16 protein-coding genes and 1 pseudogene are annotated in these 15,620 nt (G+C 72.2%); 10 read left to right on the plus strand and 7 right to left on the minus strand.

Annotated elements, in window-relative coordinates; translation table 11 throughout:
• Positions 1 to 68: 68 nt before the first annotated feature.
• Positions 69 to 425 carry a histidine triad nucleotide-binding protein gene (locus tag AB0M29_RS24765; RefSeq protein WP_365386097.1) on the plus strand — a complete coding sequence of 119 codons (357 nt, stop codon included), beginning with the start codon at positions 69 to 71 and terminating at the stop codon, positions 423 to 425.
• A gap of 12 nt (positions 426 to 437) precedes the next feature.
• A complete protein-coding gene (locus AB0M29_RS24770; protein WP_365386098.1) occupies positions 438 to 1,433 on the plus strand; it encodes a ribonuclease Z in 996 nt (331 codons plus the stop codon).
• Here AB0M29_RS24770 and AB0M29_RS24775 read toward each other — a convergent pair.
• Both AB0M29_RS24775 and AB0M29_RS24780 read right to left on the minus strand, forming a co-directional pair.
• Positions 1,399 to 2,187: an HAD family acid phosphatase gene (locus AB0M29_RS24775; RefSeq protein WP_365386100.1), complete on the minus strand. Its 789-nt coding sequence runs from the start codon at positions 2,185 to 2,187 to the stop codon at positions 1,399 to 1,401. The two genes, AB0M29_RS24770 and AB0M29_RS24775, sit on opposite strands and share 35 nt — an antisense overlap.
• A gap of 145 nt (positions 2,188 to 2,332) precedes the next feature.
• Complete coding sequence (locus AB0M29_RS24780; RefSeq protein ID WP_365386102.1) at positions 2,333 to 3,631, minus strand: 6-phospho-beta-glucosidase; 1,299 nt, start codon at positions 3,629 to 3,631, stop codon at positions 2,333 to 2,335.
• 233 nt (positions 3,632 to 3,864) lie between these two features.
• Between AB0M29_RS24780 and AB0M29_RS24785 the strand changes: the two genes are divergently transcribed.
• The 4 genes from AB0M29_RS24785 to AB0M29_RS24800 all read left to right on the plus strand — a co-directional run bounded on the left by AB0M29_RS24785 (position 3,865) and on the right by AB0M29_RS24800 (position 7,965).
• The gene (locus tag AB0M29_RS24785) at positions 3,865 to 4,977 is read left to right on the plus strand and encodes a PfkB family carbohydrate kinase (protein WP_365386104.1); all 1,113 of its coding nucleotides are present in this window, start codon (positions 3,865 to 3,867) and stop codon (positions 4,975 to 4,977) included.
• A 136-nt stretch (positions 4,978 to 5,113) separates the two neighbouring features.
• Positions 5,114 to 6,157: a PhoH family protein gene (locus AB0M29_RS24790; RefSeq protein WP_365386106.1), complete on the plus strand. Its 1,044-nt coding sequence runs from the start codon at positions 5,114 to 5,116 to the stop codon at positions 6,155 to 6,157.
• Between the two features lie 13 nt (positions 6,158 to 6,170).
• Entirely contained in the window at positions 6,171 to 6,665 is a 495-nt protein-coding gene (gene ybeY / locus AB0M29_RS24795) for an rRNA maturation RNase YbeY (RefSeq protein ID WP_365386109.1), read from the plus strand.
• A gap of 16 nt (positions 6,666 to 6,681) precedes the next feature.
• A complete protein-coding gene (locus AB0M29_RS24800) occupies positions 6,682 to 7,965 on the plus strand; it encodes a hemolysin family protein (RefSeq protein ID WP_365386111.1) in 1,284 nt (427 codons plus the stop codon).
• Between the two features lie 177 nt (positions 7,966 to 8,142).
• Here the strand turns inward: AB0M29_RS24800 and AB0M29_RS24805 are convergent, their stop codons facing one another.
• Positions 8,143 to 9,024, minus strand: coding sequence for a LysR family transcriptional regulator (locus AB0M29_RS24805; RefSeq protein ID WP_365386114.1), 882 nt, complete (start codon positions 9,022 to 9,024; stop codon positions 8,143 to 8,145).
• A gap of 116 nt (positions 9,025 to 9,140) precedes the next feature.
• On the opposite strand from AB0M29_RS24805, the gene AB0M29_RS24810 reads away from it, so the two are divergent.
• Complete coding sequence (locus AB0M29_RS24810; RefSeq protein WP_365386115.1) at positions 9,141 to 9,497, plus strand: nuclear transport factor 2 family protein; 357 nt, start codon at positions 9,141 to 9,143, stop codon at positions 9,495 to 9,497.
• A gap of 56 nt (positions 9,498 to 9,553) precedes the next feature.
• Here AB0M29_RS24810 and AB0M29_RS24815 read toward each other — a convergent pair whose 3' ends face one another.
• Positions 9,554 to 10,975, minus strand: coding sequence for an MFS transporter (locus tag AB0M29_RS24815; protein ID WP_365386118.1), 1,422 nt, complete (start codon positions 10,973 to 10,975; stop codon positions 9,554 to 9,556).
• A gap of 127 nt (positions 10,976 to 11,102) precedes the next feature.
• Between AB0M29_RS24815 and AB0M29_RS24820 the strand changes: the two are divergent.
• A pseudogene (locus tag AB0M29_RS24820) lies at positions 11,103 to 11,990 on the plus strand (helix-turn-helix transcriptional regulator).
• Positions 11,991 to 12,057: 67 nt separating this feature from the next.
• Here the strand turns inward: AB0M29_RS24820 and AB0M29_RS24825 are convergent.
• Positions 12,058 to 12,252, minus strand: coding sequence for a hypothetical protein (locus AB0M29_RS24825; protein WP_365386120.1), 195 nt, complete (start codon positions 12,250 to 12,252; stop codon positions 12,058 to 12,060).
• Between the two features lie 139 nt (positions 12,253 to 12,391).
• Here AB0M29_RS24825 and AB0M29_RS24830 point away from each other — a divergent pair, with 139 nt between their 5' ends.
• The gene (locus tag AB0M29_RS24830; RefSeq protein ID WP_365386121.1) at positions 12,392 to 12,745 is read left to right on the plus strand and encodes a cytidine deaminase; all 354 of its coding nucleotides are present in this window, start codon (positions 12,392 to 12,394) and stop codon (positions 12,743 to 12,745) included.
• 55 nt (positions 12,746 to 12,800) lie between these two features.
• Here AB0M29_RS24830 and AB0M29_RS24835 read toward each other — a convergent pair whose 3' ends face one another.
• Positions 12,801 to 13,139, minus strand: coding sequence for a P-II family nitrogen regulator (locus AB0M29_RS24835; protein WP_365386122.1), 339 nt, complete (start codon positions 13,137 to 13,139; stop codon positions 12,801 to 12,803).
• Positions 13,136 to 14,473 (minus strand): ammonium transporter, encoded by a 1,338-nt coding sequence (locus AB0M29_RS24840; protein WP_365386123.1) that lies wholly within the window; start codon positions 14,471 to 14,473, stop codon positions 13,136 to 13,138. Before AB0M29_RS24840 ends, AB0M29_RS24835 begins: the two co-directional genes overlap by 4 nt.
• 190 nt (positions 14,474 to 14,663) lie before the next feature.
• Between AB0M29_RS24840 and era the strand changes: the two genes are divergently transcribed.
• Positions 14,664 to 15,614 (plus strand): GTPase Era, encoded by a 951-nt coding sequence (gene era, locus AB0M29_RS24845; RefSeq protein WP_365386125.1) that lies wholly within the window; start codon positions 14,664 to 14,666, stop codon positions 15,612 to 15,614.
• Positions 15,615 to 15,620 lie beyond the last annotated feature (6 nt).

Genomic DNA, 15,620 nt, shown 5'->3' on the forward strand with positions numbered 1-15,620 from the left:
ATCGTCCCGCGGCGTCACGGCCGATAGCATGCCGGGGACAGCGACCGCGTCCGAGAGGGGTGCCGCTCATGGCGGGAGAGCCGCAGGCGGATTGCCTGTTCTGCAAGATCGTGGCGGGGGAGATCCCGGCGACGATCGTCCGGGAGACGGACACGACCGTCGCGTTCCGGGACATCAACCCCCAGGCGCCGACCCATGTGCTGGTGATCCCGCGGGTGCACTACGCCGACGCGGCGTCGCTGGTCGCGGGTGATCCGGCGGCGGCGGTCGACGTGCTGCGGGAGGCCGCCGAGGTCGCCGCGCAGGAGAAGGTCGACGGCACCGGCTACCGGGTGGTGTTCAACACCGGCCCCGGCGCGGGCCAGACCGTCTTCCACGCGCACGCCCATGTGCTCGGCGGGCGCGACCTGCAGCGACTGGTCTGAGGCAGAACGCCCTTGTCCGCCCGCGAACTCGTCGTCCTCGGCACCGCGAGCCAGGTGCCGACCCGCCAGCGCAACCACAACGGTTACGTGCTGCTCTGGGACGGCGAGGGCATCCTGTTCGACCCCGGTGAGGGCAGCCAGCGCCAGATGCTGCACGCCGGGGTCGCCGCGCACGACCTGACCCGGATCTGCGTCACGCACTTCCACGGCGACCACTCGCTGGGCCTGGCCGGGGTCATCCAGCGGATCAATCTCGACCAGGTCCCGCACCCGGTCACCGCGCACTACCCGGCGAGCGGGCAGCACTTCTTCGACCGGCTGCGCCACGCCACCGCCTACCGCGAGAACGCGGATCTGCGCGAGGCGCCGGTGTCCGCCGACGGCGACCTCGTGGTGACACCCGCCTTCACGCTGTCCGCGGCCCGGCTCTCGCACCCGGTCGAGTCGTACGGCTACCGGCTGACCGAACCCGACGGCCGCCGGATGCTGCCGGAGCGCCTGGCCGCGCACGGCATCAGCGGGCCGGACGTCTCGCGGTTGCAGCGTGAGGGCTCGCTGGGCGGGGTACGGCTGGCGGACGTCAGCGAGCCGAGGCGCGGCCAGCGCTTCGCCTTCATCATGGACACCCGGCTGTGCGACGGCGTCCACGCCCTCGCCGAGGGCTGCGACCTGCTGGTCATCGAGTCCACCTTCCTCGACGAGGACGCCCGGCTGGCCGCGGAACACGGTCATCTGACGGCGGGTCAGGCGGCGGAGGTGGCCCGGGGCGCCGGAGTGCGGCACCTCGTCCTCACCCACTTCTCGCAGCGCTACACCGACCCCGACGCCTTCGCGCGCCAGGCCCGCGAGGCAGGCTTCGAGGGTGAGTTGACGGTGGCCCAGGACCTCATGCGGGTCCCGGTGCCCTCCCGCCACGTGCCGTCCGGGCCACCGCCCGCCGGGCCGCCCCCGAAGCCGCCCGCCCCGCCGTCCGCTACGGCAGGAAGTACATCGGGTTCGGCAGCTTGAAGCCCTTGTCCGCGTGCCCTCCGGACAGATCGCTGTACTGGTCGCCGAAGTTGCCGATGATGTCGTAGCCCAGCGACTCGATGTGCGCGCGGGTGCCGGACTTGTACTCGATGGTGGTGCAGGTCGCGCCGCACGGCAGGTACGCGGGCGGCGACGCGGGGTTCTTCAGGTACAGGTGCGTGGTGTCGGGCGCCGGCTTGTACCCGACGGCGGTCAGGTTCCGTACCGTGTCCGCGCGCTGGGCCTCGCCGCGGCCGGTGATCCAGAAGACCGTGATGCCCTGGTCCGCGGCCCAGTTGGCGAGGGTGTCCATGCCGAAGACGGCGGCCATGTTCTTGTTGTCCAGATACGCCTGGTTGCTGGCGGGCGTGTAGTTGAAGCCCACCTCCAGCTCGTAGTTGTACGTCAGCAGGCTGGTGTCGTCGACGTCGAGCACGATGGCGGGCTTGGCGCCGTGCCGGGTGTGCCGGGCCTGGTGGGACAGGTACGCGGTGGCCTTGGCCTCTATGCCGGCCACCTGCTGCGCGTAGTTGCTGTCCGCGGAGGCGTAGTGCTCGCCGCCGGTGACGGTGTCGCCGTAGTACGCCTTGATCTCGGAGACGACGTTGGTGAGGTTCGGGATCTCCTTGTCGCTGCGCGGCACCGAGTCGTGCGCGCTGGCGACGCCGACTCCGTAGAACGCGGCTCCGAGGGACGCCGCGGCGGCCGTGACGGCCAGGGCGCGGGTGCGGGCGGAGAGTCGGGCTCGGGGCATGGCGGTGCTCCTTCAACGCTCGTTGGTGCGCAGAACCTAGACCCATCGATCCTGGCTGGTCAAGGATGGTCTACGCGCGTGGTGATCGCCGCAGGTCCAGCCGCCGCTGTCACCACGTCAGCTCAGGTGGGCGGCGATCAGGGGGTCACCACCGCGCGGCGTCGAGGACGCGCTCGGCGGCCGCCGCCGAGTCGACCAGCGGGTGCAGCGCGAGGGCGCGCAGCGCGGCCGCCCGTGACCCGGTGGCGGCCGCCTCGATGGTGGCGCGCTCCACGGCCTTGACCGCCAGCATCAGCCCGGCCTGGTGCGCGTCGGGCGGTGCGACCGGCAGCGGCCGCGCCCCGAACGCGCCTACCTCGCACGGCACTTCGACCACCGCGTCGTCGTCCAGGAACGGCACCACGCCGCCGCCGGGCACATTGAGGATCAGCGTGCCGCGCTCGTCGTGTGCGATGGCCCGCATCAGCGCGAGCGCCACCCGGTCGTAGCCGCCGCCGTCCAGGTCGTGCGGGTCGCGCTGCCAGCCGCCGCTGGCCTCGCGGCTGGCGGCCATGTACGTCAACTCGCGCTCCATCCGGGTGCGTTGCCACAGCGTGTACGCCTCGCCTGGCGTCCGGTCGGCCTCGGCGAAGAAGTCGCCCTGCTGCCGGTCGAGGAACTCGCCCCGGGTGGCGGCGGCCGAGCGCACCGCGGCCAGCGACTCCCGCTGGAAGTAGTAGTAGTGCAGGTACTCGTTGGGCAGCGAGCCGAGCGCCGCGAGCCAGCTCGCGCCGAAGAGGCGTCCCTCCTCGAAGGTGCCCAGCGCCGCCGGGTCGGCCAGCAGGCCGGGCAGCAGGTCCCGGCCGTCGCACACCAGGCTGCGCAGCCAGCCCAGGTGGTTGAGCCCCACGTAGTCGTAGCGGAAGCCCGGCGCCGTCGGGTCGGCGCCCGCCGCGAGCGCCGCACGCCGCACCAGACCGACCGGCGAGTCGCAGATGCCGATCACCCGTGGCCCCAGCACCTGCGACATCGCCTCGGTGACCATGCCCGCCGGGTTGGTGAAGTTGATGACCCATGCCCGCGGCGCCACCGCGCGGACCCGCTCCGCGACGGCGACCGCGACCGGCAGCGTCCGCAGCCCGTACAGCACCCCGCCCGCGCCGACCGTCTCCTGCCCGAGCAGCCCCTCCGCCAGCGGCAGCCGCTCGTCCCGCACCCGTCCGGCCGTACCGCCCACCCGGATGGCCGAGAACACGAAGTCCGCTCCGCGGAGGGCCTCGTCCAGATCCGTCACCGCCCGTACGGGCGGGCCCCCCTCCGAGCCCGCCAGCACCGCGGTGATCACTCGCAGCCGCTGCGGGTCCGTGTCGTACAGCGTCACCTCCGTGACCGTCGGATCCGCCCGCAGCGCCCCGTGCACCAACGGCACCCGGAAGCCGCCCCCGCCCAGAATCGTCAGCCTCATCCGTGTGCCCGCCCGTCCTGCCGCCTGATGTCCTCCCCGGATCTTCCCCCGCTGGGTTGCTTGTCGCGCAGTTCCCCGCGCCCCTGAAAGACCTCGCTCTCCCGGGCGGAAGAGGTTGCGCCCCGAAGGGGCGCGGGGAACTGCGCGCCCAGGCTCCGCCGGCGGGTGGTCCCGGGGGCGACACCAGGGGGCAGGTCGGGGGGCCCGGACAACCGCCATGGGACAGTGAATGCATGGACGACCAGCCCGTTCTCGACCCGCTCGGCGCGGTGCGCGCCGCGGGGGACCCGGCGACCGACGTCTATCTGACCGGCACCGTGTTCCTCGACATCATCTTCACCGGCCTGGACAGCGCGCCCGTGCGCGGGACCGAGTCGTGGGCCCGCGGTATGGGGTCGAGCCCCGGCGGGATCGCGAACATGGCGACGGCGCTGGCCCGGCTGGGCCTGCGGACGACGCTGGCGGCGGCGTTCGGCGACGACGTGTACGGCGACTACTGCTGGGACAGCCTGTCGTCCGGCGAGGGCATCGACCTGAGCCTGTCGCGGCGGATCCCCGGCTGGCACTCCCCGGTGACCGTCTCGATGGCGTACGAGGGCGAGCGGACCATGGTCACCCACGGGCACGAGGCGCCGCCGCCCGAGGAGGCGGCACCGGCGTGCCCGCCGCCCGCGCGGGCCGCCGTGGCCGCGCTGGGCCACCGCGGCACGAGCGGCGAGGGCGAGGCGGACGAGGAGTGGATCGGCTCGGCGGCGGCCTCCGGCACGAAGGTCTTCGCCGACGTCTGCTGGGACGAGACGGGGCGCTGGGACCCGGCCGACCTGGAAGGGCTGCGGCACTGCGCGGCCTTCCTGCCGAACGCCGCGGAGGCCATGCGGTACACCCGGACCGACAGCGCCCAGGAGGCGGCCCGCAGGCTCGCCGAGCTGGTGCCGCTCGCGGTGGTCACGCTCGGTTCCGAGGGCGCCTTCGCGGTGGACTCCGGCAGCGGGGAGACCGCGGAGGTGCCCGCGCTGATCGTGGAGGCGCTGGACCCCACGGGCGCGGGAGACGTCTTCGTGGCCGGATTCGTCACCGGCACCCTCGCCCAGTGGCCGCTGGCCGACCGGCTGGCCTTCGCCTCGCTGTCGGCCGCGCTGTCCGTCCAGGAGTTCGGCGGCTCGCTCTCCGCACCCGGCTGGATCGAGATCGCCTCCTGGTGGCAGCAGACGAAGGACGCGGCGGTGGCGGGCGCCGCCGACCCGGCCCTGAGCCGGTTCGCCTTCCTCGACGACCTGCTCCCGGCGGCTCCCCGCCGCTGGCCGCTGCGCCGCGCGGTGCCCACCATCGGCTTCCGCCCGGCCTGAGCACCGGCCGAAGCCCCGCAACCGCAGCGCAAATCCCCTCGGCGGGCGAGGCCAGGCGTCGTACGCTTGGTACCCCAAGGCCCCCTGGGCCCCCCGAGCAGCAGAAAGCGGGATGAGCAGGCCCTAGCGCCGGCCCATGACACAGACACCGACAAAGCAGCAGCCGCAGCCGCCTCAGCAGGCGCGCGCCCACTTCGTCGTACCGGCCAAGCACCCCATGGTGACCGTCCTGGGTTCGGGAGACGCTCTCCTCCGTGTGATCGAGCAGGCGTTTCCGGCCGTCGACATCCACGTCCGCGGCAACGAGGTCAGTGCCGTCGGCGAGGCCGTCGAGGTGGCACTGGTCCAGCGGCTGTTCGACGAGATGATGCTGGTGCTCCGCACCGGCCAGCCGATGACCGAGGACGCCGTGGAGCGGTCGATCGCCATGCTCCGGGCGAACGGCTCGGCGGCGGATCCCGGCGCGGAGACCCCCGCGCAGGTCCTCACGCAGAACATCCTCTCCAGCAGGGGCCGCACCATCCGCCCCAAGACGCTCAACCAGAAGCGGTACGTCGACGCCATCGACACGCACACCATCGTGTTCGGCATCGGCCCCGCGGGTACCGGCAAGACCTATCTGGCGATGGCCAAGGCGGTCCAGGCCCTGCAGTCCAAGCAGGTCAACCGGATCATCCTGACCCGTCCCGCGGTCGAGGCGGGCGAGCGGCTCGGCTTCCTGCCGGGCACCCTGTACGAGAAGATCGACCCGTACCTGCGCCCGCTCTACGACGCGCTGCACGACATGCTCGACCCCGACTCGATCCCGCGGCTGATGGCGGCCGGGACCATCGAGGTCGCGCCGCTGGCGTACATGCGCGGCCGTACGCTCAACGACGCGTTCATCATCCTCGACGAGGCGCAGAACACCAGCGCCGAGCAGATGAAGATGTTCCTGACCCGGCTCGGCTTCGACTCGAAGATCGTCATCACCGGTGACGTCACCCAGGTCGACCTGCCGAACGGCACGAAGAGCGGTCTGCGGCAGGTCCAGGACATCCTCACCGACGTCGAGGACATTCACTTCTCCCGGCTCACCAGTAGCGACGTGGTGCGCCATAAGCTGGTCGGACGCATCGTGGACGCCTACGAGCGCTACGACGACAGCATCGCCGGCCCGGCCGGTGCCAACGGAAAGTAACCACCTCACCATCATGGCGATCGACGTCAACAACGAGTCCGGCTGGGAGATCGACGAGCAGGCGGTCCTCGACGCCGCCCGCTACGCCCTCCACCGCATGCGCATCCACCCGCTCTCCGAACTCTCGGTGATCGTGGTGGACGCGGATGCGATGGAGCAGCTCCACATGCAGTGGATGGACCTGCCGGGACCCACCGATGTCATGTCCTTCCCGATGGACGAACTGCGTCCCGGCAAGGACGACGAGGAGCCCTCCCAGGGGCTCCTCGGCGACATCGTGCTCTGCCCCGAGGTCGCGAAGAAGCAGGCCGAGGAGGCGCCGACCAAGCACACCATGGACGAGGAGCTGCAACTGCTCACCGTCCACGGCGTCCTCCACCTGCTCGGGTACGACCACGAGGAGGCGGACGAGAAGGCCGAGATGTTCGGCCTGCAGAAGGCGATCCTCGACGGCTGGCGTTCCGAGCGCGGTATCGAGGGCGAGTCGCCCGCCCCCACCACCCACTGAGGCCGACGGACCTCGCATGATCGTCTTCGCTGTCATCCTGGTCGTCGTCGCCTGGCTCGCCGCCTGCGCGGAGGCGGCGATCGCCCGGATCTCCCGGTTCCGCGCCGAGGAGGCGCTGCGGGCGGGCCGCAAGGGCGCCCTGAACCTGCTGTCGGTGGCCTCCGACCCGACGCGCTACCTCAATGTGGCGCTGCTGCTGCGGGTCGGCTGCGAGACGGCCGCCGCCGTCCTCATCACCGTGGTCTGCGACCGGCACTTCGACCGCACCTGGCAGGTGCTGGCCGTGGCCATCGGCGTCATGGTCCTGGTGTCGTACGTGGCGGTCGGCGTCTCGCCGCGCACCATCGGCCGCCAGCACCCGATGAACACCGCCACCGCCGCGTCGTACGTCCTGCTGCCGCTGGCCCGGGTGATGGGCCCGGTGCCGGGGCTGCTGATCCTGCTCGGCAACGCGCTGACCCCCGGAAAGGGCTTCAAGCGCGGGCCGTTCGCGAGTGAGGCGGAACTGCGGGCGATGGTCGACCTGGCCGAGTCCGAGTCGCTGATCGAGGACGAGGAGCGCCGGATGGTGCACTCCGTCTTCGAACTCGGCGACACCATCGTGCGCGAGGTGATGGTGCCGCGCACCGAACTCGTCATGATCGAGCGGTTCAAGACGATCCGTCAGGCGATGACGCTCGCGTTGCGCAGCGGGTTCTCGCGTATCCCGGTCACCGGTGAGAGCGAGGACGACGTCGTCGGCTTCGTCTACCTCAAGGACCTGGCGCGCCGGGTGCACATCAACCGCGACGCCGAGAACGACCAGGTCTCCACGCTGATCAGGCCCGCCGCCTTCGTCCCCGACACCAAGAACGCGGGCGACCTGCTGCGGGAGATGCAGCAGGACCGCAACCATGTCGCGGTCGTGGTCGACGAGTACGGCGGCACCGCCGGGATCGTCACCATCGAGGACATCCTCGAGGAGATCGTCGGCGAGATCACCGACGAGTACGACCGGGAGACGCCGCCGGTCGAGGATCTCGGCGCGGGCTCCTACCGGGTCACCGCCCGCCTCGACATCGGCGACCTCGGCGACCTCTACGGCGTCGAGCTCGACGACGACGACGTCGAGACGGTGGGCGGCCTCCTGGCCAAGTCCCTCGGCCGCGTGCCCATCCCTGGCGCGACAGCGGTGGTACCGCTCCCCGACGACGGCACCGGGGAACACGCGGTGGCCCTGCGCCTCACCGCGGAAACGCAGGCGGGGCGCCGCAACCGCATCGGCACCGTCCTCGTAGAGCCGGCTCCGGCTCCCGAATAATCGCTGCGCTTGCGGTGGACCAGGCACCGGAGGTGCCCCGAAGGGGCGCGGGGAACTGCGCGACAAGCCCCCACCGGCCGGTGGTCGGGAGACAACCGATCTGCCCCTTTGGGGCCGGTGGTGACGTGCAGGCGCGCGACGGCTGGTCGCGCAGTTCCCCGCGCCCCTGTCGGGGCCCTACCGGGCCAGGAACTCTCGGGCGTGGCTGAGGAAGGCACGGGCGGCCGGCCCCGGAGGGGTGCGGCGCCAGGCGAGGACGAGGCGGGAGCGGAGGCGGGGCCGGGTGAGGCTCACCGCGGAGAGCCCGGGGTAGGCGGCGGCCATGGTGGCCGGGAGGAGGGCGACGCCCAAGCCCTCCGCGGCGAGCGAGGCAAGCACCTCCGGATTGCCCGCTTCGAACCCGATCCGCGGCCGGAACCCGGCCGCTGCGCACCCGGCGTCCACCGCCGCCCGGAGCCCGGTGCCCCGCGGCAGCGTGATCAGGGGACGGTCGGCGAGCGCAGCCAGCGGTACCGAGGCGCGGGCGGCCAGCGGGTCGGCGGGCGCGACCGCGGCGACCAGCGCGTCGTCCACGAGGACCTGGATGCCGACGCCGTCGGGCGGATCCCCGGCCAGCCCGGCGAAGGCCAGGTCGAAGCGGCCGTCGAGCAGCCCGGCGAGCAGGTGGTCCGAGGTGTCCTCGGAGAGCGTGATCTCCACACCGGGATGAGCCCGGTGGAAGCCGGCCAGCAGGCCGGGCACGTTCATGTCGGAGCCGAGCGAGGTGACGGTGCCGATCGCGACATGGCCGCGGACCAGCCCGGTCAGCTCGGCCGCCGCCAGCCGCGCCCCGGCCACCGCGTCGAGCGCGGCCCGCGCGTACGGCAGCACGGCCCGCCCGGCCTCGGTGAGCCGTACGGTACGGCCCGAGCGGTCGAACAACGGCTGGCCCAGCTCCCGTTCGAGCTGCTTGACCTGCGCGCTGATGCCCGGCTGGGCGACATGCAGCTTGGTGGCGGCCCGGGTGAAGCCCGCCTCGTCGGCCACGGTGACGAAGTATTCGAGCTGCCTCAGTTCCATAACTGACAATGCTAGCTCGTAGAAGATCTAGATCTTGGACTTATGGCGACGGGCGGCCCAGGATGGATACCGAAGGACGGAAGACCGCAAGGGCGGAACAGAGAGCAGGGATGGACATGACCGAGAACCGTGCACGCGCCGAGCACCCCGAGGACATCGCCCGGCTGTTCGTGGAGCGGGTCAACGCCGCAGACCTCGACGGCATCCTGGAACTCTTCGAACCCGAAGCGGTGGTGGCCTACCCGATCGACCGGCCGTCCACCGGCACCGCCGCGCTGCGCGAGCTGTACGGCCAACTGCTCGCCGCCAGGCCGACCTTCGAGGTCGAGGAGCCGCTGCCGACGCTGATCAGCGGGGACATCGCGCTCACCTCCACCCGCCCGAAGGACGGCACCGGCGGCCGGGTGCAGGTGGTCCGCCGCCAGCCCGAGGGCCACTGGCTGCGGGTCCTGGACCGGCCCGAGGCGGGCTGAGGCACGGGTGTCCCGGCGGCCGGTGAGCCACCGGGACACCCGCCGTACTGGACTGCTCAGGCAGGGCGCCCCGTCCTGCGCAGCCCCACCGCGACCAGCGCGGCCACCACCAGCAGCACCGCCACGTCCACCGCGAGTGCCAGCCGGATGCCCGACAGCAGGTTCGTACGGCTGGAGGCCAGCGCCGACAGCAGCGGGATGCCGACCGTCAGCCCCACCTGCTGGGAACTCGTCACCAGCCCGGTGGCCAGGCCCTGTTCGCCGTCCGGCAGCCCGGAGGTGGCCGTGATGCCGTAGCTGACGATCACCCACAGATGGCCGACACAGGCCAGCGAGGCGCCGGTCAGCGCCAGCCAGGTGCCCGCAGGGCCCGAGCCGAGGAAGAGCAGCACCGCGGTCAGCGCGGCCTGCACCAGCAGCCCCGCCAGCAGCGTCGTACGGGTGCCGAGGCGGCCGATCACCCGGGCCGCGGTCATCCCCGTCACGGCCGCGAACACGCCCTGCACACCGAAGACCAGGCCGGTGCGGAACGCCGACAGGCCGCGGATCTCCTGGAGGTACAGGGTAAGCAGGAAGACGACCGTGCTCATCATCGCGAAGGTGGTCAGCCCGGCGAGGTTGCCCCAGGCGACGGTGCGGCGGCGCAGCATCGGCAGCGACACCATCGGCTCCGCCGCCCGCGACTCCACCGCCACGAAGGCGCCGAGCAGCAGCACGCCCAGGACCAGCGCGATGACGACGTCGGGGCGGCCGAAGCCGCGCTGTGCGGCGGTGGACAGCGCGTAGATCACCGCGAGCAGCCCGCCGGTGACGGTGACCGCGCCGGGGACGTCGATCCGCGGCCGCCGCGGGTGCCGCGACTCGGTCAGCAGACCGGGCGCCGCGGCCAGCACGAGCACACCCGCACCGGCCAGCAGCGCCATCGTGGAGCGCCACCCGAAGGCGTCGGTGAGGGTGCCGCCCATGACGACGCCGATGGTGAAGCCCAGTGAGAGCAGGGTGCCGCTGATGCCCAGCGCCCGCTCCCGCTGCGGCCCCTCGGGGAAGGTGGTGGTCAGCAGGGACATGCCGGTCGGCACGATCACCGCCGCGCCCAGGCCCTGGATCGCGCGGGCGGCCAGGAACGCCGCCGGGTCCCAGGCGAGGGTGGCCAGCAGCGAGGCCGCGGTGAACACCGCGAGCCCGGTCAGGAACAGTCTGCGGCGGCCGAACAGGTCGGCGATCCGGCCGAAGAGCAGCAGGAACCCGCCGGACGGCAGCGCGAACGCGGTCACCGCCCACTGCAGGTTGGCCCGGCTCATGCCGAGATCGGCGCCGAGGACGGGCAGCGACACATTCAGGATGGAGAAGTCGAGGGCGATCATGAACTGGGCCGCGCAGAGCACGAAGAGGACCAGCTTGGCGCGGGTGCCGAGGCGTTCGGGGGCCGGGTCGCGCAGGGCTCCGGCCGGGGAGGACGTGGTGGTGTCGGTTGCCATGCGACCACCATCCGGCGGATCAACCGGCGCTGGGGAGCCGCCGTTTATGCTGGTGGTGGGACCACCAGCCAGGCCCTCGGGCCGGGTTCATCCGTCCGAGGGGGAGCGAGTGGAGCAGTCCGTGTCCATACCGTCGGCGCGCCCGGCGGTGCCGCACCGCCGCCAGGAACTGCGGGACTTCCTGCGCACCCGCCGCGCCCGTATCTCGCCCGCGGAAGCGGGACTTCCCGACGGCGGCGCCCGCCGCCGCACGCCCGGGCTGCGCCGCGAGGAGGTGGCGGTGCTGGCGGGGGTCGGCGCGTCCTGGTACCAGTGGCTGGAGCAGGGCCGGGACATCACCGTCTCCCCGTAGGTGCTGGACGCCGTCTCCCGGGTGCTGCGGCTCAACGGCCCCGAGCGGCGCCATCTGTACGTGCTCGCCGGGCTCAACCCGCCGCTGCCGGAGGCCGTTTCGGCCGCGGACACCGCCGCGGGCGACTACTGCGCCGGGCTGCACCGGCTGATCGAGGCGTGGATGCCGCTGCCCGCGCACATCATGGACGCCTACTGGAACATCGTGGGCTTCAACGACGCGGCCCGGCTGACCTTCGGCTTCACCGACCACGACACCAACTGCCTGGTCACCTTCTTCACCAACCCCGTCTACCGCGACCGGGCCGGCCGCCACGCGGAGTTGGCGGCGACGGTGGTGGCGCAGTACCGGGCGGCGGCCTCCGAACACCCCGACGACGAGGGCTTCCGCCGGGTCGTCGCCGAACTCTCCGCCGTCAGCGAGGAGTTCGCCGAACTGTGGGCGCGCGGCGACGTGCAGCCGAGCGGCCAGACGCGCAAGGAACTCGACCATCCGCTGGTCGGCGCGATGGCCTTCGAGAGCACCCAGATGCGGCTGCCCGCCAGGCCGGACCTGACGGTCGTCATGCACAATCCGCTGCCGGGCAGCGACACCGCCGCCAAGCTGGAGTGGCTGACCTCCCCCGAGGGCAGGCGCGGCACGCTCTACCCGCTGGCGGGCTGACGCGTCCCTCGCGGGACGGTGCCGGTCAGACGCCCGAGTTGGGCGGCCACGAGCCCGAGACGGGCGATCACCCGCCGAACGCGCCGATCATCGACAGGACGTTGGCGCTCGCGGCGTGGATCGTCCCGGCGAAGCTGGTGTCCGCGAGGTAGAAGCCGAAGGCGCCGCAGGTGAGCGCGTGAGCGGGTTTGACCGCTCCGGTGCGCCGCAGGAAGAGCATCGCGACGGCGAGGGCGATGACGAGGGGAAGATGCAGGGACATGGCGTGATCACCTCACAGGGACTGCTCTGCTCAGGCTAGGCGCCGGTAGCCGACCGCGCATTTCGGACTACGGAGAGTGATCCTCCATCGGGTGACCTCCCCGGGACCCCGGCCCCGGGCGGCCGATATGCTCGCGCGTATGAGCGACGCGCAGCCACTGGATCCCGAAGACCTCAAGCTCATCACGCTGGCCCGGTCGGCCCGCGCCCGTAACGGAGTGCCCGAGGGCGCCGCCGTACGGGACGAGACGGGGCGCACCTACGTGGCCGGTTCCGTATCCCTGGAGTCGCTGAACCTCACCGCCCTGCAGACCGCCGTCGCCATGGCGGTGGCCAGCGGCGCCAAGTCGCTGGAGTCCGCCGCGGTGGTCACCGCCGCGGAGTCCGCCGCCGACGCCGACCGCGCCGCCGTCCGCGACCTCGGCGGCCCGGCCACCCCCCTGCTCCTGGCGGCCCCCGACGGCTCGCTGCGCGGCACGGTCACGGCGGGCTGACGGTCACCCCGGGCCCGGGGGTACTCAACTCGCCCCGGGCCCACCGCCGTTACGGCTACAGCGCGTCGGGGCCGCGTTCGCCGGTCCTGACGCGGACCGCGGTCTCCACCGGGACCGCCCATACCTTGCCGTCGCCGATCTTGCCGGTCCTGGCCGCGTTGACCAGCGTGTCGATCACCGCGTCCGCCTCCGCGTCCTCGACCAGCACCTCGACCCTGGCCTTGGGCACCAGATCGACCCGGTACTCGGCGCCGCGGTACACCTCGGTGTGCCCGCGCTGCCTGCCGTACCCGCTGGCCTCGGTGACGGTGAGGCCCTGCACGCCCATCTCCTGCAGCGCCGTCTTCACGTCGTCCAGCTTGTACGGCTTGATCACGGCGGTGACCAGCTTCATGTGAGGGTGCTCCTGTCAGGGGTGTGCGCGGCGGAGTGCAGATGCGACATGCCGTGAGTCAGTACGCCGTGATCGTAGGCGGTCTCGGCGTGCACGGTCAGGTCCAGGCCGGTGCGTTCCTCCTCTTCCGTCGCCCGGAAGCCCATCAGCCGCTCGATCGCCCGCCCGATGCCGTACGTGACGGTGAACGCGTACGCGCCGACGGCCGCCACCGCGACCGCCTGCTTGCCCAGCTGGCCCAGGCCGCCGCCGTACAGCAGGCCCTCGGGGCCGCCGGTCATGGTCGCGGTGGCCAGCAGGCCGATCAGCAGGGTGCCGACGATGCCGCCGACGAGGTGCACACCGACCACGTCCAGCGAGTCGTCCACGCCCCAGCGGAACTTCCAGCTCACCGCGTACGAGCAGAGCACGCCCGCGGCAAGGCCCACCACCAGCGCGCCCGCCAGGTCGACGCTGCCGCAGGACGGGGTGATCGCGACCAGGCCAGCGACCGCGCCGGACGCGGCGCCCAGCGTGGTGGCGTGGCCGTCCCTGCGCTTCTCCACGATCAGCCAGCCCAGCAGGCCCGCGCAGCCCGCCGCCTGGGTGTTGAGGAACGCGGCGGCGGCCAGGCCGTTCGCGCCGTACGCGGAGCCGGCGTTGAAGCCGAACCAGCCGAACCAGAGCAGACCCGCGCCGAGCAGCACCAGCGGCACGTTGTGCGGCCGCATCGAGTCCTTGCGGAAACCGAGGCGCGGACCCAGCACGATCGCCAGCGCCAGCCCGGAGGCGCCGGAGCAGACCTCCACCACGGTGCCGCCCGCGAAGTCCAGCGCGCCCAGCTTTTCGACGATCCAGCCGCCGGAGTCGAAGACCCAGTGCGCCACCGGCACGTATACGGCCAGCGTCCACACCAGTACGAAGACCACCCATGCGCCGAACCGCGCCCGGTCCGCGACCGCGCCGCTGATCAGGGCCGCCGTGATGATCGCGAAGGTGAGCTGGAAGGCGGCGAAGAGCAGCGTCGGCACGGTGCCGGTCACGCTCGTCGGGCCGATCCCGTGCATCCCCAGGTGGTCGAGATCGCCGATCAGGCCCAGGCCGCCCGCGTCCTTGCCGAAGGCGAGGGTGTATCCGGCGGCCAGCCACACCACCGTGACCAGCGCGATCGACACAAAGCTCATCATGAACATGTTGAGGACGCTCTTGCTGCGGACCATGCCGCCGTAGAAGAGCGCCAGGCCCGGGGTCATCAGCAGCACCAGAGCGGTGGCGGCCAGCAGCCAGGCGGTGTCACCGGTGTCGACGGCGGACTTTCCGGCGGACAGGAGCAGCACGAGGGGGTCCCCTTCCATGGACGGGTAGGAAGAGCGTCACGGGCGCGCGTTTCCGTATGTGGGCGTCCGTGTTTCACCCGTGTTTCGTGTTGCGGGGGCGTTTCCGGCCCCTCACCGCCCGGTCGCCTGCCCGTCACCGCGCCCGTGTCCGGGCCTCCGGCGGCCTCGGCGTGCTCGGCGGGCCCCGGCATCGGGGAGAATGGGGCGCATGAGCGCTCGTACCCAGCCCGCCGAGAACCCCGAGTCCGTCCACCGGTCCGGGTTCGCCTGTTTCGTCGGCCGCCCCAACGCGGGCAAGTCGACCCTTACGAACGCTCTGGTCGGCCAGAAGGTGGCGATCACCTCCAACCGGCCGCAGACCACCCGGCACACCGTGCGCGGCATCGTGCACCGACCCGACGCCCAGCTCGTGCTGGTCGACACCCCCGGCCTGCACAAGCCCCGCACCCTGCTCGGCGAGCGGCTCAACGACGTGGTCCGCACCACGTGGGCCGAGGTCGACGTGATCGGCTTCTGCCTGCCCGCCGACGAGAAACTCGGCCCCGGCGACACCTTCATCGCCCGCGAGCTGGCCGGGATCAAGAAGACGCCGAAGGTGGCGATCGTCACCAAGACCGACCTCGTCGACTCCAAGCAGCTCGCCCTGCAGCTCCTCGCCGTCGACAAGCTCGGCCGCGACCTGGGCTTCGAGTGGGCCGAGATCGTCCCCGTCTCCGCGACCGGCGGCGACCAGGTCTCCCTCCTCGCCGACCTCCTCGTCCCGCTGCTCCCCGAGGGCCCCCTCCTCTACCCCGAGGGCGACCTCACCGACGAGCCCGAGCAGATCATGGTCGCCGAACTCATCCGCGAGGCCGCCCTCGAAGGCGTCCGTGACGAACTCCCGCACTCCATCGCCGTCGTGGTCGAGGAGATGCTGCCGCGCGAGGGCCGCCCCGAGAACCGCCCGCTGCTGGACATCCACGCCAACCTCTACATCGAGCGCCCCAGCCAGAAGGGCATCATCATCGGCCCCAAGGGCGCCCGCCTGAAGGAAGTCGGCACCAAGTCCCGCACCCAGATCGAAGCCCTCCTCGGCACCCCCGTCTTCCTCGACCTCCACGTCAAGGTCGCCAAGGACTGGCAGCGCGACCCGAAGCAGTTGAGGAAGCTCGGCTTCTGACCCGAG

Origin of the sequence: Streptomyces sp. NPDC051976 (genome assembly GCF_040680795.1) — a bacterium.
Classification (GTDB): Bacteria; Actinomycetota; Actinomycetes; order Streptomycetales; family Streptomycetaceae; genus Actinacidiphila.